This window comes from Hymenobacter sp. BT18, assembly GCF_012273015.1.
Lineage (GTDB): Bacteria > Bacteroidota > Bacteroidia > Cytophagales > Hymenobacteraceae > Hymenobacter > Hymenobacter lutimineralis.
Map to the genome: position 1 here is coordinate 3,506,680 of NZ_CP050954.1, position 20,393 is coordinate 3,527,072.

Sequence of the window (20,393 nt, forward strand, 5' to 3'; positions counted from 1 at the left end):
AGGCTAAACAATCGTCACCTTCATCATATTGGCCTGGCCGTGCTCCGTGATGGGCATCGAACCAGTGGTAATGAAGGCGTCTCCGGCCTGCAGGTGGCCGGTGGTCGTCAGGATGTACTTGATATCGGCAATAGTACTGTCGGTGCTGTTGAACCGGTCGTAGTAGAAACCACGCACACCCCACACCAGGCTCAGGGCCGTGAGCAGGGGGCGGTTATCGGTGAAGATGAAGATATCGGCCTTGGGACGGTACTTCGAAATCTGGAAGGCCGTGTAGCCTTTGTGCGTTACGCCGGTCAGTGCCTTGGCCTTGGTATTGCGCGACAAGTGCACCGACGCCGAGAGCACGCTGTCCACCATAAACGAGGGTGAGTTGGGGTCGATGGGGTAGAAGCGGTGAAACACTTCGGCCTGGCTTTCCACGCTGCGAATGGTGGCTACCATGGAGCGGATAACTTCTACCGGGTACTGGCCTACGGCCGTTTCGGCAGAAAGCATCAGAGCATCGGCTCCGTCCATCACGGCGTTGGCTACGTCGCTGGTTTCGGCGCGGGTGGGGCGGGGGGCCGTAATCATGCTTTCCATCATCTGGGTAGCTACAATTACCGGCTTGCCGAGCTTGTTGCACTTCTGCACAATCATCTTCTGCGACATCGGCACCTCTTCCATCTTCACTTCCACACCAAGGTCGCCCCGGGCTACCATCACGGCATCCGTAATGGCAATGATTTCGTCGAGGTTGCGCAGGCCTTCGGGCGTTTCAATCTTAGCTACTACGCGGGCTTCCTTGCCGCTTTCGGCAATCAGGCTCTTGATAAAGCGGATGTCCTCGGCACGGCGGGCAAACGAGAGGGCAATCCAGTCAACGCCGTTTTCGAGGCCAAACTTCAGGTCTTCGATGTCCTTCTCCGTCATCGACGGGGCCGACACGTCGGAATCGGGCAGGTTGATGCCTTTGCGGGGCTTCACCAAACCGCCGTAGATTACTTCCACATCTACTTCCTTGTCGCGGTCGGTAGCCAATACGCGCAGCTCAATTTTGCCGTCGTCAATGAGGATCATGTCGCCGGGCTTCACGTCGCGGGCCAGACCCAGGTAAATCGTGCTCAGGCGCGTGGCCGTGCTGATTTCCTTTTCGCCGCACACCAGCTTGATCTTGTCGCCAGGCTTGATTTCCACGCCTCCACCTTCTACATCACCCAGGCGAATCTTGGGGCCCTGCAAATCCTGCAACAAGCCCACGTTGGTGCGCATGTCCTTGTTGAGACGACGCACGGTGTTGATGACGGCTAAATGCTCTTCGTGGGCCCCGTGCGAGAAGTTCAGCCGGAACACGTCCACGCCTTCGCGGATGAGGGTGCCGAGCTTCTCATAGGTGTTGGAGGCGGGCCCCACGGTGGCCACAATTTTGGTCTTGTTGTACTTGGGAAATGATTCCATGCAGGAAGGTAACAGGTGACTAGTAACAGGTGATGAAGAAGGCGGCACCAAGTGGTAGGCCGGCACGCGAAGCTCCCGGTGCAGACATCGGGCGCGTTAAGGTAAGCAACCTCACACGACGATGCGCACGGCGGGAGCTTCGCGCTACAATCTCAAAAGAGTAGATTTTCTTTGAATTTTAAAGAATTCGGGTCGAACTGGCAGGCATACTGCACGGTAGGCAGATCGGTAAGCCGCGCCAGCAGTTCTTCTCCCGCCAGGCTGCCCGTGCCGTTGCTGACTTGGAGCAGGTAATCATACTCCTTAATATCGGGAGCCAGGTAAGGCTTTTTCAGGACCGAGGGGTCCACGCTACGGTTGCGCAGCAGGCGGAGGCTGAGCGTCTCGGTGGCGTGCAAGTAGTTGCTAATCACCAGTCGACCCCGATTCAGCAGGTCGTAGATCAGGTCCTGCTGCTTTACCAGGCGCAGGCGCAGGGCGGTGTTCAGCGTCCAAGCCAGGGTGTGTTCCCGGCTGGAAGAAACGATGCCGAAGAGGTCGAAGTCACAGTCGTACTCAACGTCGAGAGTGAGCATGGCAAGAAGGAAATATAGCTACCAGGGCCAAAGATACAAGCCAGCCGGGGCGGTTCCGCGCAACGTCCGATGCCCAGACAAGATTGCGTCTTTGTTTGACAATGTTAGGGAAGATAGTGTTATTTGTGGCGAGTTTTCTTTAAACCCCCACGGAAATGTCTGAAATCGCAGAAAAAGTAAAGGCCATCATCATCGACAAACTCGGCGTAGAAGCTTCGGAAGTAACTCCGGAGGCCTCCTTCACCAACGACCTGGGTGCCGACTCGCTGGACACCGTCGAGCTGATCATGGAGTTCGAAAAAGAATTCAACGTGTCTATCCCAGACGATCAGGCTGAGAACATCGGTACCGTGGGCCAGGCTATCAGCTACCTCGAAGAGCACGCCAAGTAATCGGCGAGCTACGCTCTCCTCCCTTTAGCGCTTACCGGCCGGCTCGCCGCCGGCCGTTTTGCTTTTTTACCTTTTTAGTTTCGCTTCTCTGCGCCAGCCTATGTCTCTCCGGAGAGTTGTTGTGACCGGCCTGGGTGCCATTACCCCGCTCGGTAAAACCGTGCCCACCTACTGGGAAGGCCTTCGGGCGGGTGTAAGCGGGGCCGCCCCCATCACCCGTTTCGACGCCAGCAAGTTTAAAACTCGCTTTGCCTGTGAAGTAAAAGGCTATTCCCCCGACGATTATTTTGATCGGAAAGAAGGCCGGAAGATGGACCTGTTCACGCAGTTTGCCGTCATTGCCTCCGATGAAGCCATCAAGGATGCTGGCCTGCACGAAGGTGTAAACAAGGACCGCGTGGGCGTTATCTGGGGCTCGGGCATTGGGGGGCTGAAAACCTTCCAGGACGAGTGCTTCACCTTTGCCAAGGGCGACGGCACCCCGCGCTACAACCCGTTCTTCATTCCGAAGATGATTGCCGACTCCTCATCGGGCAATATCTCCATCAAGAACGGATTCCGGGGCCCCAACTTCGTGACTACCTCAGCCTGCGCTTCGTCGTCCGATTCCATTGTGGCTGCCTATAACTTTCTGCGCCTCGGCATGGCCGACGTGATTGTGACGGGCGGCTCGGAGGCGGCCATTACCGAAGCCGGTGTGGGCGGGTTCAACGCCCTGAAAGCTATGAGCGAGCGGAACGACGCCCCCGAAACCGGCTCCCGCCCCTACGACAAGGACCGGGACGGGTTTGTGCTGGGTGAAGGCGCTGGTGCGCTAGTACTGGAAGAGTACGAGCACGCCAAAGCCCGCGGTGCCAAGATCTACGCCGAAATCATCGGCGGCGGCCTGTCGTCGGATGCTTACCACATCACAGCACCCGACCCCACGGGTGAAGGCGTAGTGCTGGTGATGCAGAACGCCCTGCGCGACGCCGGCATCCGGCCCGACGAGGTGGACTACATCAACACCCATGGTACCAGCACGCCGCTGGGCGATGGTGCCGAAATTACCGCTATCCAGAAGGTGTTCGGCGAGGCTGCTTACAACCTCAACATCAGCTCCACCAAGAGCATGACGGGCCACCTGCTGGGCGGTGCCGGCGGTATTGAGGCGGTAGCCAGCATCATGGCTATGCAGCACGGCATCGTGCCGCCCACCATCAACCACTTCACCGACGACCCTGAATTGGATGCCCGCCTGAACTTCACGTTCAACAAGGCCCAGGAACGGGAAATCAACATTGCGGTCAGCAACACCTTCGGGTTTGGGGGGCACAATACGTCGGTGGTGTTCAGTAAACTCCGCGACTAATGCCGAGGCCCGGTCAGCCCTTGCCGCTTTTCGGCTTTTTTCGCCGGTTGCTGGGGCAGGACCGGGCTTTTCGGCAGGCCATTGCCACACTCATCGGGCGCACACCCGACAACATTCGCCTGTACCAGCTGGCTTTCACGCACTCCTCGCTGGTACGCCAGCAGGGGGAACAGGCCCGCCACCAAAGCAACGAGCGGCTGGAGTTCCTCGGCGACGCCGTGCTGGGCACGGTGGTGGCTGAATATCTATTTCAGAAATACCCGTACGAGCAGGAAGGCTTCCTGACGGAGATGCGCAGCCGCATCGTGAACCGGGAAAGCCTGAACGGACTGGCCCTGAAAATCGGGCTAGACAAGCTGATTCAGCTGGACGCCACCCAGGGCCGCTCTACTCGGTCGCGCTCCGTGAACGGCAATGCCCTGGAGGCGCTGGTAGGCGCCGTGTACCTCGACCAGGGCTACAAAGCCGCCCGCAAGTTTGTGCTCAGCCGCCTGATCAAGCCCTTCGTGGATGTGAAGGCCATGACGCAGACAACCACGAACTTCAAGAGCAAGTTGATTGAGTGGGCCCAGCGCCACGGCAAAGCCATCCGCTACGACCTGCAGGGGGAAGCGCGCCCCGGCGGCGTGATGGAGTTTACCGCTTCTGTGGTGTTGGAGGATGAAGTAGTAGCTACAGGCATGGGCCTAAGTAAAAAGCAGGCCGAGCAGCTGGCCGCCGAGCGGGCCCTGACGGCGCTGGGGGTATAAAACCTCAGCGCCTTCCGCGTAAATCTTCTGCGTCCTCTGCGGGCTAAAATCGGTACAACGACTTGCGTCCTCTGCGGGCTAAAATCGGTACGACGACTTTAGCCCGCAGAGGACGCCGTGTTTATGCCGAGGCAACCCAATCCGGGGAAATGGAGTTGATTTGTAGTGTCAACTACCTACCCCACCTCATGCGAATAGCCGGCGCCGCCCTCAACCAAATTCCCTTCGACTGGACCCACAACCTGCGGAACATCCGCGAGGCCATTGAGCAGGCCCAGGCCGCCGGCGTAGAGCTGCTCTGCCTGCCCGAGCTGTGCCTGACGGGTTACGGCTGTGAAGACCTGTTTCTGAGCGAATGGCTGCCCGAAGCAGCGCTGGAGCACCTGCAGCTGATCCGGCCCTGGACGCAGGGCATCTGCGTGGTGGTGGGCCTGCCGGTGCGGCTCAACCACCGCACCTACAACACGGCCGCCGTGCTGCGCGACGGGCAGATCATGGGCTTCGCGGCCAAGCAGTTTCTGGCCAACGACGGCGTGCACTACGAGCCGCGCTTTTTCCACGCCTGGCCCGCTGGCGAAACAACGAGCGTACTGTGGAAAGGGGAGGAGTGGTCACTCGGGGATATGATTTTCGAGCACCAAGGCGTGAAGTTCGGCTTTGAAATCTGTGAGGATGCGTGGCGCCCCGACGACGTGCGCCCCGCCTGCCGCCTTGTGGACCGGGTGCAGCTGATTGTGAATCCCTCGGCCTCGCACTTTGCCATGAGCAAGACCGACGTGCGCTACCACCTCGTAACGGAGGCTTCCCGCAACTTCCGCTGCACCTACCTCTACGCCAACCTGCTGGGCAATGAAGCCGGCCGCATCACCTACGACGGTGAAATTCTGGTAGCCCGCCACGGCCATCTGCTGCTGCGCAATCAGCTCATGAGCTTTAAAGAAGTGGATATGGAGTGCGTGGATGTGGATTTTACTCAGCCCCTTGAACCCGCCGAAACCATCGTTCCACTACCTGAACCCGATGAATACCGGGAGCTAAACCAGGCGCTGAGCCTAGCTTTGTTCGACTATCTGCGCAAGGCCCGCAGCCGGGGCTTCGTGCTGAGCCTCAGCGGCGGCGCCGACTCCTGCCTGTGTGCCGTGGCCGTAGCCGAAATGGTGCGGCTGGGCACGACGGAACTAGGTACGGCCGAGTTTATGCGCCGCTCGGGCTGCTTCACGGCCGAGGAAATAGCGCAGCTGGCCGGCCCCGTGGCCCCGGTGCCCGACCAGAACGCGCCCGGCCCAAAGGATGCTTCCCTGACGGACCCCAGCCAGCAGCAGAAAACCATTAACCAGCAGCTAATGGCGCGCCTGCTGACCTGCGCCTACCAAGGCACCGTCAATTCCTCCGACGACACTTTCAACTCCGCCAAAGAACTAGCCGATTCGCTGGGAGCTGTATTCTACAATTGGGAAATTGATGCCGAAGTAACCGGCTACACGGGCAAGATTGAGCAGGCCATTGGCCGGCCGCTGACCTGGAAAACCGACGACCTGGCGTTGCAAAACATTCAGGCCCGGGTGCGGGCCCCGGCCATCTGGCTCTTGGCCAACGTGCAGAACTGCCTGCTCATCACCACCTCCAACCGCTCGGAAGCCAGCGTGGGCTACTGCACCATGGACGGCGACACGGCCGGCTCCATTTCGCCCATTGCGGGCGTGGATAAGGACTTCGTGAAGAAGTGGCTGCGCTGGGCTGAAACCGAGCTGAACTACCCGGCCCTGCGCCACGTGAACGGCCTGCAGCCCACCGCCGAGCTGCGCCCCTTGGAAGAAAAGCAAACCGACGAGCGGGACCTGATGCCCTACGTGTTGCTCAACCGCATCGAGCGGCTCGCCTTCTACGACCGGCTCAGTCCGCGCCAGGTGCTGGCCACGCTGGTGCAGGAAGACCCCGCCGCCGATGCCGAGCAGCTCAAAACTTACGTGAAGCGCTTCTACTCGCTCTGGAGCCGCAACCAGTGGAAGCGTGAGCGGTACGCCCCCAGCTTCCACCTCGACGACTATAACGTGGACCCGCGCTCCTGGCTGCGCTTCCCTATCCTCAGCGGCGGTTATACTGAGGAGTTGAATGCATTATAGCAGCTTGCCCGTCGGTATAAGTGGAACTGCGGCGCTTTGCTGAAATAATAAAGCTCATTGCCAATACATTGCGGAATAATTGGCCCGGTTAGCGCAAGTTTTTTGTGCTAACCGGGCCTAAGCTTGCGTGACCCCAGTGCTTGCGGCAGCAGCCGAAGACTTTTAGGGTCCTTTTCTATTCTTCCGTTTCCGCTTCACTGGTGTACACTCTTCCGCTGCCTGTCGCTACGCATCAGCCTACGCTCTTTGAGCATCCGGCCGTTATTTCCGCTGATGCGGAGTTGGTAGCGCAGTTGCAAGCGGGTAGCGAAGCAGCATTTCGGACCTTGGTGGAACGATACCAGAACCGCATCTACCGCACGGTGCTGGCCTTGCTACGGTCGCCGGAAGAGGCGGAAGATGTGGCCCAGGAAGTCTTCGTGGAAGTGTATCAAACCATTGGCCGGTTTCGCGGCGAAGCGGCACTAAGCACTTGGCTTTACCGGCTGGCTACCTCGCGCGCCCTGAAACACCGGCGGCGGGCCCAGGCCCGGAAGCGGTTTGCCTTTTTCACCAGCCTGCTGGGCTTCGACAACAAGTTAGTGCCTGAGCCAGCGGACAATGCCCACCCGCAAGCGCAGCTGGAAGGCCAGCAGCAGGTAGAGCTTCTGCTGGCGCACATTGCCCGCCTGCCCGACCAGCAGCAGGTGGCTTTCACGCTACGCCACGAGCAGGACCTGAGCTATGAGGAAATAGCTGCTGTACTCAACACGACGGTACCGGCCGTCGAGTCGTTGCTGTTTCGGGCCCGGAAAACGCTGCGCACCCACCTTCAACCTTCCCTGCGCTATGTCTGATTCAGCTCCACGTCCCCAGGCCGATGAGGAATGGGAAGACCTGCTGCGCCAATGGCGCGAGCAGCCCGCACCGCAACCCCGCCCGTACTTTTACAGCCGGGTGCGTGCCCGCCTCATAAGTGAAACGGCAGCGCCCCAGCTGCAACGCACCTGGGTACGCTGGCCCGCCTACGCCGTGATGCTGGGCATTGTGCTGCTGCTGAGCGGAGACGGAGCGGCCTTGCCGTCAGCTGACCGAGACGCCCCGCCCGAAACGCCGCTAACTGGTCGGTAGCCCCCGTTGCCAACTCGCTAGTTAGCTGATTGCCTGCCTACGTCAGCTTGGATGGCTTGTGCGCTAATACGCCCTTGGAAAAGCGCTAAGTCGAATGTCTGACTACCTTTGAACCCTTCTTCTTTCTTTGTAAACCATGCCCTCTATGCTTGCTTTTGTTCCCTGGGACGTGTCGCCCATTATTGCCCATCTTGGGCCGCTAACCTTGCGCTGGTACGGCGTGCTGTTTGCGTTGGGCTTCGTGTTTGGCTCGTTTATCCTTACGCATATCTACAAAGCCGAGCGGGTAAGTGAGCGGTGGGTTGATGTCATTACCATCTACATGATAGCCGGCACGGTGCTGGGCGCGCGTCTGGGACACGTGCTCTTTTACTCCCCGGAATATTACCTCACCTCGGAGCACTTCCTGGAAATCTTCAAGATCTGGGAAGGCGGCTTGGCCAGCCACGGCGCTACGCTGGGCATTTTGCTGGCCGTGTGGCTTTTCAGTCGCCGCAACAAGTTCGATTACCTCTGGGTGCTCGACCGGATTGTAATTGTGGTGGCCGTAGGTGGAGCCTGCATCCGTCTGGGCAACCTGATGAACTCCGAAATTGTAGGGCGGCCTACGGACGTGCCCTGGGCTTTCGTATTTCCCCGCGACACGGAGCATTTACAGCGTGTTGAAGCGGGCCAAACGGTGCCGGCCGGTTCGTTGCTGGTGCGCCGTACTCAGAATCCTGATAATACCGTGAGCATCGAAACCTCACCGGCCGATGCTACGGTAGCGGCGCCTTCGGAAGTAGCGGTGCCGCGTCACCCCACGCAGATTTACGAATCCCTGTTTTGCGTATTCCTGTTCGTGCTGCTGTACGGGCTCTGGAGCAAGTACAAAGACCAAACCCCGCGGGGCCTGCTGTTCGGCCTGTTTGTGGTGCTGCTGTTCTCGTTCCGCTTCCTGGTGGAGTTCTTGAAAGAAGAGCAAGTGAGCTTCGAGAAAGGCATGACCCTGAACATGGGCCAGTTGCTGAGCCTGCCGCTGATTCTGGTGGGCTTGTGGGTACTGCTGCGCGCCGGCAAAGACCCCAACAACCGCCACGGCTACGCTGTGCGGGAGTAGAAACCACGGATTCGCGCGGATTTTCCGGATTTCACGGATTTTGTGGACGGCAAAATCCATGGCTTAGATACCAGGCAGCAAAAGCCTCTTTACAAAAGGCTTTTTATCGTTTGTCATCCTGAGCGGAGCAAAGGATGACAAACGATAAGATTAAGGCAGCTTAACAAAAAAGCCTCGCACACTGCGAGGCTTTTTTGTTGCCGAAAATCGTCTGCGAAATCCGCGCAAATCCGTGGTTCTCGGCCTTGCTAGAAGCGGCGGTTTACGGCGTTCAGGTCTTCGAAGGCCGACTTGAGGCGGGCAATGAAGGTTTCCTCGCCTTTGCGCAGCCACACGCGGGGGTCGTAATACTTCTTATTGGGCGAGTCTTCGCCGGTGGGGTTGCCGATCTGGCTTTGCAGGAAGCCTTCGTTTTTCTGGTAGTACGCGCGGATACCATCCCAGAACGCCCACTGCAGATCGGTGTCGATGTTCATCTTGATGGCGCCGTAACCGATGGCCTCGCGGATTTCCTCCTGCGAGGAGCCCGAGCCGCCGTGGAACACGAAGTTGATGGGGCGCTCAGCTTCCAGGCTATATTTCTCCTTCACGAAGTCCTGAGAGTTTTTCAGGATTACGGGCTGCAGCTTCACGTTGCCGGGCTTGTACACGCCGTGCACGTTGCCGAAAGCGGCGGCAATGGTAAAGCGCGGGCTTACTTTGCTCAGCTCCTCGTAGGCATACGCCACTTCCGAAGGCTGGGTGTAGAGCTTGCTGGAGTCCACGTCGGAGTTATCCACGCCGTCTTCCTCGCCGCCGGTCACGCCCAGCTCAATTTCCAGCGTCATGCCAATCTTGGCCATGCGCTCTAGGTACTCTTTGCAGATTTCGATGTTCTCCTCAATGGGCTCCTCCGAGAGGTCGAGCATGTGGGAGGAGTACAGCGGCTGGCCATGCTCGGCGTAGAACTTTTCGCCGGCATCGAGCAGGCCGTCAATCCAGGGCAACAGCTTTTTGGCAGCGTGGTCGGTGTGCAGAATCACGGGTACGCCGTAGGCTTTGGCCATCAGGTGCACGTGATGGGCACCCGAGATGCCGCCGGCAATGCTGGCTTGCTGCTTGTCGTTGGCCAGGCCTTTGCCGGCAAAGAACTGGGCGCCGCCGTTCGAGAACTGGATGATAACGGGCGAGTTCAGGTCGCGGGCCGCTTCCAGCACGGCGTTTACCGTGTCGGTGCCGGTTACGTTCACGGCGGGCAGGGCGTAGCCATTGGCTTTCGCGTGGTCGAAGAGCTGCTGCACTTCGTCGCCGTGCAGCACGCCGGCGCGCAGGCCGGTAAGGGTTTGGTCAGCCATAAGGAAGGCAATGTGGCGCTGCCTCCGGTGAGGCCCGCGCCAAGGTGATGAATCAGAGGTCAATGATAGGGAAAAAGTGTGGCCCGCAGCGGTTTTCTATCGGGGTAGTTACAATTTCTACCGGATAAAAAACTGCCACAGGCCAGCGAAGACACGTCCACTAATGCCTTGTTAGAGCTTGTATTGATAGATGGCGCCCTGCTCTGTGCTGATAACCAGCGTGCCATTATCCGTGAAAACTACCCCTTCCGTCTGACCGGCCCCACTCAGAGAAATTACCTTGGGCGTGGCCTTCAGCGCTTCATCAAGGCTGTTGCCCTCCAGCAAAAACAACTGCTCCCGACCCAGCAGCGCCAAGTGGCGGCCATCGGGGCTGAGGTCGGCGCCGGTTACTTCCCCGGCAATAGACAGCTTAGTGAGCAACTTGGCCGTGTGCTTGCCAGGCTGGTCGGGCAGGGTATAGACTTTGCTGGTGCTGTGTTGGGCGCGGTCTTTGGTGAAAAGGTACAGCTGGCCGTTGTGCCACAGCGAGGCTTCACAATCGAAGTTACGGTCGGACTTAGTGGGTGGAAACTCACTTTGGTCGGCGTAGGCAAAGCTGATACGACCTACCTGCTGGGGCTGGCTGGGATTGAGGCGGTAGATGACCAAGTCGCGGCGGCTGTTGTTGTTGTTGCCGGCATCCGTCACGAAAATGTTGCCGCTGTTGTCCTGCGCCAGGCTTTCCCAGTCGGTGTTTTCCACTGGCAGCTTCAGGCTGTTGAGCAGCTTGCCCTGGGCGTCTACTTCAAACAGCACCGGAGCATTGCCAGCGTCGGCGTGGGTGTAGAACGTGCCGGGGCGTGGGCCGCGGGCCAGGCCCGAGCTTTCCGGTACCCCTCCGCTCAGCTCGCCCAGGCGCTGCAAGTCGGCAGTGGGGGCGTTACCTTTATTTTTCTTACCCTTTTTACCTTCCTTTTTGCCTTTGTCGGCTTGGTTTTTCTCCGTTTCGCCCGACGACTGTGCTTCGGAGCAGCTGCTGGTGAGCAGTAGTCCGGCCAGAGCCGAGGTAAGAACTGTCAGACGCATAGTAATGCCGTAAATGCTGAAAAAAAGCCGCGGCAGCCATTGGCTACCGCAGCAAGTCAGGCTCTTATACGGGAGTGAGGGGAATTGGTGAATAAGTCACGGACGTTCGACCGTTTTGCCGCGTGATATAGGCTTAACAGAACATTAAAGGCCTGTCATTACGCACGTATCCTTGCAGCGCCTTACGGCACGGGGTCGTAGCCGTGGCCGCCCCAGGGGTGGCAACGGCCGATACGACGCAAGGCCAGCCGTCCGCCGCGCCAGGGCCCATGCTTCTGCACCGCCTCGGCCGCGTAGGCCGAGCAGGTGGGCGTATAGCGGCAGCTGGCGGGCGTGAGCGGCGAAATCAGGTGGCGGTACACCCAAATCAGCCCCAGCAAGAAATAGCGAACCAGAAAACTCATGAGCGAGGGTAGGCCAGGCTGTTTTCCGGCTATTGCCGCTGGCACCAGCAAAGGAACAGGTTTGCCCGAAACTTGCGTTCCGCGTGCCTTGCCCACGCCTTCCTTCCAGCCGCTTCGGGCGGGCCGTTAAGCCGCGCGGCAGCTAGTACAGGCGGCCTTGGTATCGGCTCAGCAATGATCCGGAAAATCGTAGCCACCAGCACAGGCGCGGCCGTGACTTGGTGCTTCCTAGTGCCTCTGCATCTGTGCCGCGGCAACCGAACTGCGGCCTCCCAGAGCAAGGTGCCGAGGCAGCTGAGGACCTGACATTATACTGGAAATACGAAATAGAATATGCCGAAAAATTAATGCCCAAGCCCTTGCGCAAAGTCGGCTAGCCCAGTACCTTCCGATTATGCGAAAGATATACTTATCAGTGACTTATTGTATGTTGATGGCTCAATGGGCCTTTGCCCAAGGCGGTGGGCCCGGTACGGCAGGGGCACGGGCCGCCGGCATGGGCCAGGCCGCCGCCACTCTGTCCGATGTATGGGCAACCAGCAATAACATAGCCGGACTAGGCTCGATAAGCCAGCTCGAAATTGGCGTGGCCGCCGAGAACCGGTTTCTGACGAAGTCTCTTTCTACCGCTACCCTGGCGGCGGCGGCTCCTCTTGGTCGCACCAGCTCCGGTAACGTGCCCGGCCGGTACGGGGTGGTGGGCGTCACGCTGCAGCGCTTCGGCGACCGGCTCTACAACGAGCAGCGCGTAGCCGCGGGCTATGCCTACCGCACCGGCGTGATGAGCGTAGGGGCCCGGGTAGATGTATTGCAGGTGAGCCTAGAAGGGTTGGGCAGCCAGCGGGCAGTAGCTGCTTCGGTGGGCGCCCAGGCCGAGCTGTTGCCCAGGCGGCTGGTATTTGGTGCCTTCCTCTACAACCTGAACCAGGCGAAGCTGGCTTCTTATGAAGACGAGCGGGTGCCTACCGTGCTGCGGGCGGGCCTCTCATACCGGCCTACCGATAAAGTGATGCTAAACGCCGAGGTAGAAAAGGACCTCGACCGCGCCGCCGGGTTTCGGGCGGGCCTGGAGTACCAGGCTCTGCCGGCCCTGGCGCTGCGGGCCGGTGTGCTGGGCCTTTCCGAACAGCTGACGGGCGGTGCCGGCCTGAAGGCCGGCCGGTTTCTGTTCGATTACGCCGCAGCCTGGCACGCCTCGCTGGGGTTAAGCCAGTTTCTGACAGTAGCCTTCCGGGTTACCGCTGCTCCCGCTCCAGCTACGCCGGTACAGCCATGAAACCGTCGGAATTGTTGTAGGCAGACGGGCTACGTCCGGGCAGCCCGTTTATCATAGCGCATAAAGAAGGGAATAAGGCCTCCGGAGCCCAGTAAAACGGCTACCCCCCCGCACAAGAGCAGCACGAGCTCCTCGTAGTGGTAAGTCTCGTAGTCTTGGGCATCACGTAGTAGCTCCCGCTTGATCTGCGGGGGAGGGCTCCAGTGGTCAATCTGCTGCTCCTGGTAGCGCATCCGCCGGGGAAAATAGTCATCTACATAATAAGCGTACAGATGCACGAATACGGTGGCTGCCAGCACACCACCCACGCCCACCAGTAGCCCCCTTTTAAGAAACCAGGCTGCGGTACCCTGGCCTTCACTGAGCATTGGGCGCAAGGCGCGGTAATACAGTAAGATGACAACCAGTACGCCCGCCATCAGGGTGATAATATACGTGAGAGGGTCTTGGTACAGAGAGCTGCCCAGGGCACTACAACCTACAAACACGCCTAGTAAAAGTATACCCAGGAGGGCAGCGTAGAGGAGGGTGGTTTCGTAGAATGATTTCATCGAAGAACAGATTGGGCTACTGGGTGAATACCGTCAGCTCGGCCCGGATATTGGTGGTAATGCCGGCGTATTGCTTCCAGGGCCGGGTCGCATCCAGCCGCGACCAGGTAGCGTTGCTGCCCTTCAGGCGCTGGCCTTGCAGGGTAGGGTACGTACTGGCTTCTACCTGATGCGTAGCGCCCGCAGTGGCAGGAGAAGAAGAAAGTAATACTTTAATGGAGCCTTTCCCATTCTTCGGAAATGAGTAGGAGACAACCTGATCGGCGGGATTGGTTGGCAGGCATTCCACTACCACAAATACGCCCGATGGGGGGAGTTGCTGCCCATGCTGGCTGACATCCAATACCAGCTGACCGCGCCGCAGCCCGGCCAACTGGTCCGGGCCATACTCCATAGGCTGGGGAAGCAGGTCGGGGCCCAGCGGGGTAGGCCGGCCGCTGGAGTCGGGGCGGGCTTGCAGCAGCCGGACGCGCAGTCGTCCTTCGGTAGGTTGGTTGGCCACAAACAGCCGCACCTGATCCAGGTAGTAGGGCTGCTCAGCTGGGGCCGGTGGGAGCAGCAACATGGCTACTGCTTGGCCCGGGTTCAGGCTGCGCGTCATTCGGGGGCCTTTGGCCAGCACAGTAGAAAGGGTTACTACCTTTTCCGGACGTATGGTAACGGTCTGAAGCATAAAGGCCTGTTGCGTAAGGCGCAGGGTGTCGGGGTGCTCGGCGGGATAGGCCGACCGATGCACTTCCAGGGGAGCATAGCCTAGTAGTTGCAGGCGCAGATGCACAGGCGCCAGAGCAACCGCAAAACGGCCAGCCTCATCGGTGGTAAGCGCCCCAAATGGTGTTGGCGCCTGCGTGTTTTCTACTCGTACACCACGCAAAGGCTGCCCCGAAATAGCGTCTACTACAACGGCATGATATGCATGGGGTACAGGTGGCTGCTGACAGATACTGCTCGCCAGCCAGAGCAGCTGAAGATAAAAAAGCATAGGGAAACGAAGAGAAAAGCACCTGAAAAAGGAACCAATACACTGGCTTCCCCAAAGGAAAGGAAGCCAGTGCAACAAGGCTTCGCCGCGTTGGCTACTTACGACAGGTAAAAGTAGCTTGCCGGAGGCTGTCTGCTATACTGCCCGCAGAAGGGGCTTGCCAACGCTCGTTACCGGCTTGGATATGGGAGCGTCTAAAAACCTGAAAAAGCTCGTTGCTTACGTCGAGAATATTTCTAGCCTGAACCGCCAGCTACCATGGTAAAATATTGCAGCCACTGGCTTGGACAAAGAGTCAGTGTCTGTTAACTTCCTGCTACGGCATAAGCCAGGCATTGCTACGCTTACGGATAGTCATGCACTAGGCTGCTGTGGCGCTGGATGAGGCATCCGGGCAGCGCTTCTTATGGTTGATATACTTAACAGCAGACAGGGTACTGTTGCTGGTAACGTGGCTTGCTTGTTATGACAGGAACCTTTACGCCCGGCTACAGCCGCCGCCTTATTTGCCTGGGTGGGTTACTGCTGGGGCTGAGCATCTGCTCAGAAACCCAGGCCCAGGAGTACGTGCGCCCTCAGCCCGACCTTGACAAGCTCATGCAGGAGCTGTTTGCCGAGCCCCAGAGCGACCAAGTGCCCTACGAAGACCTCTACGAAACCCTGGTTCAGCTCTACCAGACGCCCCTTAACCTGAATACGGCCACGGCCGAGGAACTGCGCTCCTTGCTGCTGCTTTCCGAGCCGCAGATTGCCGCCCTGCTGCAACACCGCAAAGACTTCGGGCCGCTGCTCAGCATCTATGAGCTCCAAACGATTCCGGAGCTGGATATGCGGGCTATTTACCGCGTGGCCCCCTTCGTAACGGTGGTCAACGTGAATCCCAACGCTACCCGGGGGCCGCTTTGGCAGCGCATCCTGCAGGAAGACAACAACGCGCTGTTTATTCGCTACGAGCGGGTGCTGCAGCAGCGGGAAGGCTACACTGCCCCCGATACCACCAGTAGCGGGGCCCTCACCAGCCGTTACCTGGGCTCTCCCGATAAGCTGCTCATTCGCTACCGTACCAGCCACACCCGCGACTTTAGCCTGGGCTTCGTGGCCGAGAAGGATGCCGGCGAGCAGTTCGTGTGGGACCCCGCTGCCCGCCGCTACGGCGCCGACTACGTCTCGGCGCACTTTGTGGTGCAGGAGCGGGGGCGTCTGAAAACCCTGGCTCTCGGCGACTACCAGCTGCAGTTTGGCCAGGGCTTGTTGCTGTCGTCGGGGCTGCAGGTGGGCAAGGGTGCCGAAACCATTACTTCCCTGCGCCGCAGCTCTTTGGGCGTGCGCCCGTATTCCTCGGTGCTGGAAAGTACTTTTTTCCGGGGCGCCGCCGCTACTGTTACGCTGGCGCGCGGGCTGCAGGCCACCGTGTTTGGCTCCCGCAAGCGAGTGGATGCCAACGTGCAGGCCGCTACGGACACCCTGGCCGCGTTCGACGAGTTTTCCTCCGGAGTGCTGCTGACGGGCTTTCACCGCACGGCCTCGGAGCTGGCCAACCGCAAGCAGCTGCAGGAAACCATCGGGGGCGGCAACGTCACGTATGTCAACCGCGACGGCAGCTTCACGGCCGGCGCTACGGCCGTGCACACGTCTTTTAACAAGGCTCTGCAACGCCGCCCCGAGCTGTATAACGCTTACGAGTTTCGAGGTAAGGACAATACGGCCCTGAGCATCAACTATAGCTACGGGCGTGGCAACGTCAACTTCTTCGGCGAAACGGCCCGCTCGGCCAGCGGGGGCGTAGGCACCGTAAATGGCTTGCTACTCAGTCTGGCTTCCAACGTGGATGCCTCGGTGCTGTACCGGCGTTATGCCCGCGACTTTCACACCTTCTACGGCAATGCCCTCAGCGAAAATACCCGCAACATCAACGAAACGGGGGTGTACCTGGGGCTGAAAGTACGGCCCGTGGCGCGGTGGGAGCTGTCGGCGTACTACGACCAGTTTTGGTTTCCGTGGCTCAAATACCGCGTGGGCGCCCCGTCCCAGGGCCACGACTGGCTGGCCCGCCTCACGTTTTCGCCCACCAAAACCAGCACCCTGTACGTGCAGGTGCGCACCCGCACCAAGCCCTACGACTCCGACGCTGACCCCAGCCGCCTGCTGCCCTTGCCCGAGCCCACGGTGCGCCGCAGCCTGCTGGGGTACTACAACTCTGATGTGACGCCCATCTTCAGCTTGCGTACCCGCGTGCAGGGCACCCGCTACCAGGAGGCCGGTGGCCCCTGGCGCACCGGGTTTCTGCTGGCGCAGGATGCCTCCGTGGCTATTGGCCGCCCCTTGCGCCTCACGGCCCGCTACGCCCTGTTCGACACCGACGACTACGACACGCGCCAGTACGTTTTCGAGCAGGATGTGCTGTACGCCTTCTCAGTGCCGGGGCTATCCGGCCGGGGCACGCGCATGTACCTGCTGGCCGAGGGACGCCTGAACCGCCACCTCACCCTGTGGGTGCGTTACGCTACCACCCGTTTCCGCGACGTAGACACGGTGGGCTCCGGGCTGGAAGAAATACAGGGGCCCGAGCGTTCTGAGGTGAAGGCGCAGCTGCGTTACCGCTTCTAAGAGGCTATTCTTTGATTAACCGGCTGGTGGTGGGGGCAGAAGCGCCAATCTGGATGCGCACCAGGTACAAACCGGCCGGTAAGTCCGTCAGCTGGAGAGGGCGCTGCACCCGGCTGCCCGGCTTGACAAAAGCCTCGCGTCGAACTTCGCGCCCGACGGCATCCAGCACCTGCAGGACCACTGGGCCGCGCTGGGCATTATCTAGCAGCAATTGAAAGTCGCCCGACCCGGGATTGGGGAAGACGGAGATGCCCGCCAGGGCGCTGGCCGAGGTAGTGGCCGTGGCCGTGTTGCGGATGGTGCACAGCTCCAGCGTCCAGCCCTGGATGCTGCCCTTCAGGGTAGTATTCAAATCCTGAACGGTCAGCGTCCAGGTGCCCCCGGCGGCCAGGCCCTGCAGGGACGCCAGCGTGCCCGTGGGCCGCACCACCGCATTCTGCGTGAGGGGGCAGCCAAGAGTGGTCGTGGCCTGATCATCAAAGGAAGCCTGCAGATCGGCGCGGCCGGCGCAGGCGCTGGAAGCCAGCACCACCCGCTGACCAGTTGGCGCAGTAAGGGAAATAACCAGCTCTCCGGTATCCGGGTAAGTAAGGTTCAGGTTGCGCACGTTCACGTCGGCTACTTTGTCGGCCGCGGTTACGACCACGGTAGAAACCACGGTGGAGGAGCTGCCGCCTAGGGCTTTGGGTACGTCAGCACTGGCCAGGGTCTGGCAGTCGATGGTGCCTACTGTGAAGCTGCCCACGCTGGAAAAGGGCCCGGCTCCGCACAGGTCACTGCGGCCGCGCACGCGCCAGAAGTAAGTGGTGCCTTCCGCCAAGGCCGCGGGAAGCACCAGACTAGTGCCGCTGAGCGAGGGCTGGGAAAAGGCAATTTGCTCGAAGTCAGCGTCCTGGGCAATCTGTAGCTCGTAGGCTGTGGCGTTGGGCACGGCCGCCCAGCTCAGGGCCGGCAGGGAAGAAACCGCGGTGGCCGTGGGGGTGGGCGTTTTCAGGGCGGGTGCTGCCGTAACGGCGGCTGGTACCCGGAAGCTGATGAGCTGGGAGCGGCTCTGGCTGCCGGCCGTGGCCGTGACGGTGAGCGAGTAGGTACCGGTAGCCAGCGTGGCCGGGAGCTGGAGGGTGAGCTGCGTAGTGCCGGCAGCCACTACGGTAGCCGGCGAAAAGCTGGCCTCAACCCCACTGGGTATATTCGTGGCTGCGAGAGAAATGGTACCGCTGAAGTTCTGCAGGGCTGTGAGGCCCAGCTCCGTGGAAAGACTAGTGCCGGGGCAGGTAGTCAGCTCCGTCGGCTCGCCCGAGCGGCTCAGCGAAAAGGTGGGGGAAGCCGGCTGCTCCAGGGTAATGTTGCGGGGAGAAATAGCGAAATACACGTTGCCCACCGCCGCAATCTTGATGCGCACCTGCGTGGAGGCCCCAATGCCCTGGGGAATTGTTACCAGCTCGGCTCCATCGTTGGGGGTATTTACGGCCAGCGAGAACGGAAACGTCTGCCCCCCGTCGGTAGAAAGCATAATCGTCACCCGGTCGGTGCTGATGGGGGCCAAGTTGGTGCCGGCTACATCCCAGGCAATGCGCTGCGGGGCCCCGGCCAGCCACACTTGCGCCGTGGTGGGCTCCGTAATTCTAAAAGGGCCAGCCGTGCTCACCACCGGCAGCAGCACCGTGTCGGCAGCAAAACCGCCCCGGTTGTCGCGGGTGGTAAGGCGGAAAACCAGCCGCCGGGCGTAGGCAGGGAGCAGTTCCCCCAGGCGGGTGGTATTGTTGAGCAGGTCGGTCAGGCGAGGGAAGGTGCGCGTAGCACTGGTAGTAGGCGCAAACGACCGGAAAAGCGGTGCGTTACCCTTAGGGGCCGTGGGTGGACCAGTCGCGCCCAGGTCAAACTCTTCCCAGCAGTAGGTGAGCGGGTCGCCGTCGGCATCGGTGCCGCTGCCCGTGAGGGCAAAGGGCGTACCGATGGGCAGCACGTAGCGGCTGCCGGCCGAAGCCGTGGGCGTGCGGTTGCCGGTGGCCGTCATCACTGGGCAGGCGCTGCCCGTGCCCGTCGTCACAAAGTCACTGATTTCGTCGAGGCTGATGCCGTGGAAGTACGGGTCGGAATTGGCCTGAAGGTTCTGCGGGGCACAAATACCCGCGTAGGCCATGATAGTGGAGCCGCTGCCGGGCTCGTAGGCCGTACTGGCTTCGCGGTTGCCGCCGGCGCAATTGCTCGTGGAGCCGTTGAATGTGTGGTTGGCCCCAAACTGGTGCCCGATTTCATGGGCTACAAAATCTACGTCGAAGCCGTCGCCGGAAGGATCGGGCAGGCCTGTACCGCCCTGGGCCTTATAGCCATTCAGGCACACCACGCCCAGCTGCGCCAGGCCTCCATCGGCGGTGCAGAACAAGTGCCCGATGTCGTAGTTGGCCGAGCCAATCCGGGTATCAATAATCCGCTGGTTGGTCGACAGCGCATTGCCATCTATTTCGTTGGAGTAGGGGTCGGTAGCGGGGTTCAGGTAAATAAGGGAATCTTCCTTCTCCACCAGCTGGAAGCGAATGGCCAACTCTTTCTCGTAAATACCGCTTACACGGTTGATGGACGTAGTAAGCGCGGCCAGGGCCTTGGCCCGGGTACCCCCTTTTATCTGGGTATACTCACCGGTGCAGGCCAAGGCAAGGCGGTAGGTGCGCAGCTGCTCGCCGGGGCTGTGGGTTTGCGCCCGCGCCGCGGTCGAAGCTCGCCCCGTGGCGTAGCACACGGGGGCCGCACCCGTGGCCGCCGATCGGTCGTAGACGACGTGGGTGCTGGCGCCGGCAGTAGCCGGATCGATGTACACGGTGCCCTCCGCCGAGAGAATCTGCGCATGCAGGCCCGCCGGCGTCAGGTCGAGGCGCACGGTGGCGGTGGGGTCGTCGAGGCCCTGGCCGCTGTAGGTCGTAATCTGGGGGTAGCGCGCCGCCAGCCCCGCGGGCAATACGGGTACCGTGGTGAGCTTAAAACGACCGGCCCGGCCGTTGGGGAGAGGCAGGGAAACAACCGTTGCCGCGCTACGCCGCGCCGGGCCGTCGGGACTAGGCGCGGTGGCCAGCACCTGGCGCATCGTAGCCAATTGCACGGCTACCGTGCGGTAGGGGCCCAGGCGCTTGGCAGCGGGCAACGGGGCAGTTAGCGGGGCAGCATCGGCCCAAAGCACCCGCTGCGCCAAGCTGCTGCTGAAGCTCAGCAGTACGAACAGCATTGTCAGCCAGAAACCACGCGCCGCACCGCGCCGCAACAACCAAGGCTCAGAAAAAATCATCAGCAAGCAAATCGTTGGCTACAAGGGCCTTGAAAGTACGGAAATGCCGCTG

General features: G+C 60.4%; 17 protein-coding genes. 9 read left to right on the plus strand and 8 right to left on the minus strand.

Translation table 11 applies throughout. The features are described from left to right. Positions 1 to 3: 3 nt before the first annotated feature. Together pyk and HER32_RS15100 are read right to left on the minus strand one after the other, a co-directional pair. Positions 4 to 1,440 (minus strand): pyruvate kinase, encoded by a 1,437-nt coding sequence (gene pyk, locus HER32_RS15095; RefSeq protein ID WP_149072821.1) that lies wholly within the window; start codon positions 1,438 to 1,440, stop codon positions 4 to 6. A 152-nt stretch (positions 1,441 to 1,592) separates the two neighbouring features. Then, a complete protein-coding gene (locus HER32_RS15100; RefSeq protein WP_149072820.1) occupies positions 1,593 to 2,015 on the minus strand; it encodes an IPExxxVDY family protein in 423 nt (140 codons plus the stop codon). Positions 2,016 to 2,170: 155 nt separating this feature from the next. Between HER32_RS15100 and HER32_RS15105 the strand changes: the two genes are divergently transcribed. The 7 genes from HER32_RS15105 to lgt all read left to right on the plus strand — a co-directional run bounded on the left by HER32_RS15105 (position 2,171) and on the right by lgt (position 8,839). Then, positions 2,171 to 2,407 (plus strand): acyl carrier protein, encoded by a 237-nt coding sequence (locus tag HER32_RS15105; protein ID WP_019948606.1) that lies wholly within the window; start codon positions 2,171 to 2,173, stop codon positions 2,405 to 2,407. 100 nt (positions 2,408 to 2,507) lie between these two features. Then, complete coding sequence (gene fabF, locus HER32_RS15110) at positions 2,508 to 3,758, plus strand: beta-ketoacyl-ACP synthase II (protein ID WP_149072819.1); 1,251 nt, start codon at positions 2,508 to 2,510, stop codon at positions 3,756 to 3,758. After that, a complete protein-coding gene (gene rnc, locus HER32_RS15115) occupies positions 3,758 to 4,507 on the plus strand; it encodes a ribonuclease III (protein ID WP_149072818.1) in 750 nt (249 codons plus the stop codon). The genes fabF and rnc overlap by 1 nt, the downstream gene beginning before the upstream one ends. Before the next feature lie 188 nt (positions 4,508 to 4,695). Then, positions 4,696 to 6,630, plus strand: a complete 1,935-nt coding sequence (gene nadE / locus HER32_RS15120) for an NAD(+) synthase (protein WP_168682459.1) — start codon at positions 4,696 to 4,698, stop codon at positions 6,628 to 6,630. 200 nt (positions 6,631 to 6,830) lie between these two features. Then, positions 6,831 to 7,466 carry an RNA polymerase sigma factor gene (locus tag HER32_RS15125; RefSeq protein WP_232066271.1) on the plus strand — a complete coding sequence of 212 codons (636 nt, stop codon included), beginning with the start codon at positions 6,831 to 6,833 and terminating at the stop codon, positions 7,464 to 7,466. Further along, on the plus strand, positions 7,459 to 7,740 hold the full coding sequence (locus HER32_RS15130) for a hypothetical protein (protein WP_168682460.1): 282 nt from the start codon (positions 7,459 to 7,461) through the stop codon (positions 7,738 to 7,740). The genes HER32_RS15125 and HER32_RS15130 overlap by 8 nt, the downstream gene beginning before the upstream one ends. Positions 7,741 to 7,885: 145 nt before the next feature. Then, positions 7,886 to 8,839 (plus strand): prolipoprotein diacylglyceryl transferase, encoded by a 954-nt coding sequence (gene lgt, locus HER32_RS15135; RefSeq protein ID WP_168682461.1) that lies wholly within the window; start codon positions 7,886 to 7,888, stop codon positions 8,837 to 8,839. Positions 8,840 to 9,087: 248 nt separating this feature from the next. Here the strand turns inward: lgt and fbaA are convergent, their stop codons facing one another. The 3 genes from fbaA to yidD form a co-directional block, all read right to left on the minus strand. Beyond that, positions 9,088 to 10,173 (minus strand): class II fructose-bisphosphate aldolase, encoded by a 1,086-nt coding sequence (fbaA, locus tag HER32_RS15140; RefSeq protein ID WP_168682462.1) that lies wholly within the window; start codon positions 10,171 to 10,173, stop codon positions 9,088 to 9,090. A 171-nt stretch (positions 10,174 to 10,344) separates the two neighbouring features. Continuing rightward, positions 10,345 to 11,241 carry a hypothetical protein gene (locus HER32_RS15145; RefSeq protein WP_168682463.1) on the minus strand — a complete coding sequence of 299 codons (897 nt, stop codon included), beginning with the start codon at positions 11,239 to 11,241 and terminating at the stop codon, positions 10,345 to 10,347. Between the two features lie 182 nt (positions 11,242 to 11,423). Then, the gene (gene yidD / locus HER32_RS15150; RefSeq protein WP_149072812.1) at positions 11,424 to 11,645 is read right to left on the minus strand and encodes a membrane protein insertion efficiency factor YidD; all 222 of its coding nucleotides are present in this window, start codon (positions 11,643 to 11,645) and stop codon (positions 11,424 to 11,426) included. 433 nt (positions 11,646 to 12,078) lie between these two features. Here yidD and HER32_RS15155 point away from each other — a divergent pair, with 433 nt between their 5' ends. Beyond that, entirely contained in the window at positions 12,079 to 12,921 is an 843-nt protein-coding gene (locus HER32_RS15155; RefSeq protein WP_168682464.1) for a hypothetical protein, read from the plus strand. A gap of 29 nt (positions 12,922 to 12,950) precedes the next feature. Here HER32_RS15155 and HER32_RS15160 read toward each other — a convergent pair whose 3' ends face one another. Together HER32_RS15160 and HER32_RS15165 are read right to left on the minus strand one after the other, a co-directional pair. Then, entirely contained in the window at positions 12,951 to 13,472 is a 522-nt protein-coding gene (locus HER32_RS15160) for a hypothetical protein (protein WP_168682465.1), read from the minus strand. Positions 13,473 to 13,488: 16 nt separating this feature from the next. Then, a complete protein-coding gene (locus tag HER32_RS15165; protein ID WP_168682466.1) occupies positions 13,489 to 14,454 on the minus strand; it encodes a carboxypeptidase-like regulatory domain-containing protein in 966 nt (321 codons plus the stop codon). Positions 14,455 to 14,919: 465 nt separating this feature from the next. On the opposite strand from HER32_RS15165, the gene HER32_RS15170 reads away from it, so the two are divergent. Next, positions 14,920 to 17,061 carry a helix-hairpin-helix domain-containing protein gene (locus HER32_RS15170; RefSeq protein WP_168682467.1) on the plus strand — a complete coding sequence of 714 codons (2,142 nt, stop codon included), beginning with the start codon at positions 14,920 to 14,922 and terminating at the stop codon, positions 17,059 to 17,061. A 4-nt stretch (positions 17,062 to 17,065) separates the two neighbouring features. Here the strand turns inward: HER32_RS15170 and HER32_RS15175 are convergent, their stop codons facing one another. Further along, the gene (locus tag HER32_RS15175; RefSeq protein ID WP_168682468.1) at positions 17,066 to 20,281 is read right to left on the minus strand and encodes a reprolysin-like metallopeptidase; all 3,216 of its coding nucleotides are present in this window, start codon (positions 20,279 to 20,281) and stop codon (positions 17,066 to 17,068) included. Positions 20,282 to 20,393 lie beyond the last annotated feature (112 nt).

Coding starts and splice junctions, on each gene's coding strand:
- HER32_RS15105 (WP_019948606.1), top strand. CDS start 2,171: ATGTCTGAAATCGCAGAAAAAGTAAAGGCCATCATCATCGACAAACTC.
- pyk (WP_149072821.1), bottom strand. CDS start 1,440: ATGGAATCATTTCCCAAGTACAACAAGACCAAAATTGTGGCCACCGTG.
- yidD (WP_149072812.1), bottom strand. CDS start 11,645: ATGAGTTTTCTGGTTCGCTATTTCTTGCTGGGGCTGATTTGGGTGTAC.
- fbaA (WP_168682462.1), bottom strand. CDS start 10,173: ATGGCTGACCAAACCCTTACCGGCCTGCGCGCCGGCGTGCTGCACGGC.
- HER32_RS15155 (WP_168682464.1), top strand. CDS start 12,079: ATGGCTCAATGGGCCTTTGCCCAAGGCGGTGGGCCCGGTACGGCAGGG.
- lgt (WP_168682461.1), top strand. CDS start 7,886: ATGCTTGCTTTTGTTCCCTGGGACGTGTCGCCCATTATTGCCCATCTT.
- HER32_RS15175 (WP_168682468.1), bottom strand. CDS start 20,281: ATGCTGTTCGTACTGCTGAGCTTCAGCAGCAGCTTGGCGCAGCGGGTG.
- rnc (WP_149072818.1), top strand. CDS start 3,758: ATGCCGAGGCCCGGTCAGCCCTTGCCGCTTTTCGGCTTTTTTCGCCGG.
- HER32_RS15145 (WP_168682463.1), bottom strand. CDS start 11,241: ATGCGTCTGACAGTTCTTACCTCGGCTCTGGCCGGACTACTGCTCACC.
- HER32_RS15170 (WP_168682467.1), top strand. CDS start 14,920: ATGACAGGAACCTTTACGCCCGGCTACAGCCGCCGCCTTATTTGCCTG.
- HER32_RS15130 (WP_168682460.1), top strand. CDS start 7,459: ATGTCTGATTCAGCTCCACGTCCCCAGGCCGATGAGGAATGGGAAGAC.
- HER32_RS15165 (WP_168682466.1), bottom strand. CDS start 14,454: ATGCTTTTTTATCTTCAGCTGCTCTGGCTGGCGAGCAGTATCTGTCAG.
- HER32_RS15100 (WP_149072820.1), bottom strand. CDS start 2,015: ATGCTCACTCTCGACGTTGAGTACGACTGTGACTTCGACCTCTTCGGC.
- nadE (WP_168682459.1), top strand. CDS start 4,696: ATGCGAATAGCCGGCGCCGCCCTCAACCAAATTCCCTTCGACTGGACC.
- HER32_RS15160 (WP_168682465.1), bottom strand. CDS start 13,472: ATGAAATCATTCTACGAAACCACCCTCCTCTACGCTGCCCTCCTGGGT.
- fabF (WP_149072819.1), top strand. CDS start 2,508: ATGTCTCTCCGGAGAGTTGTTGTGACCGGCCTGGGTGCCATTACCCCG.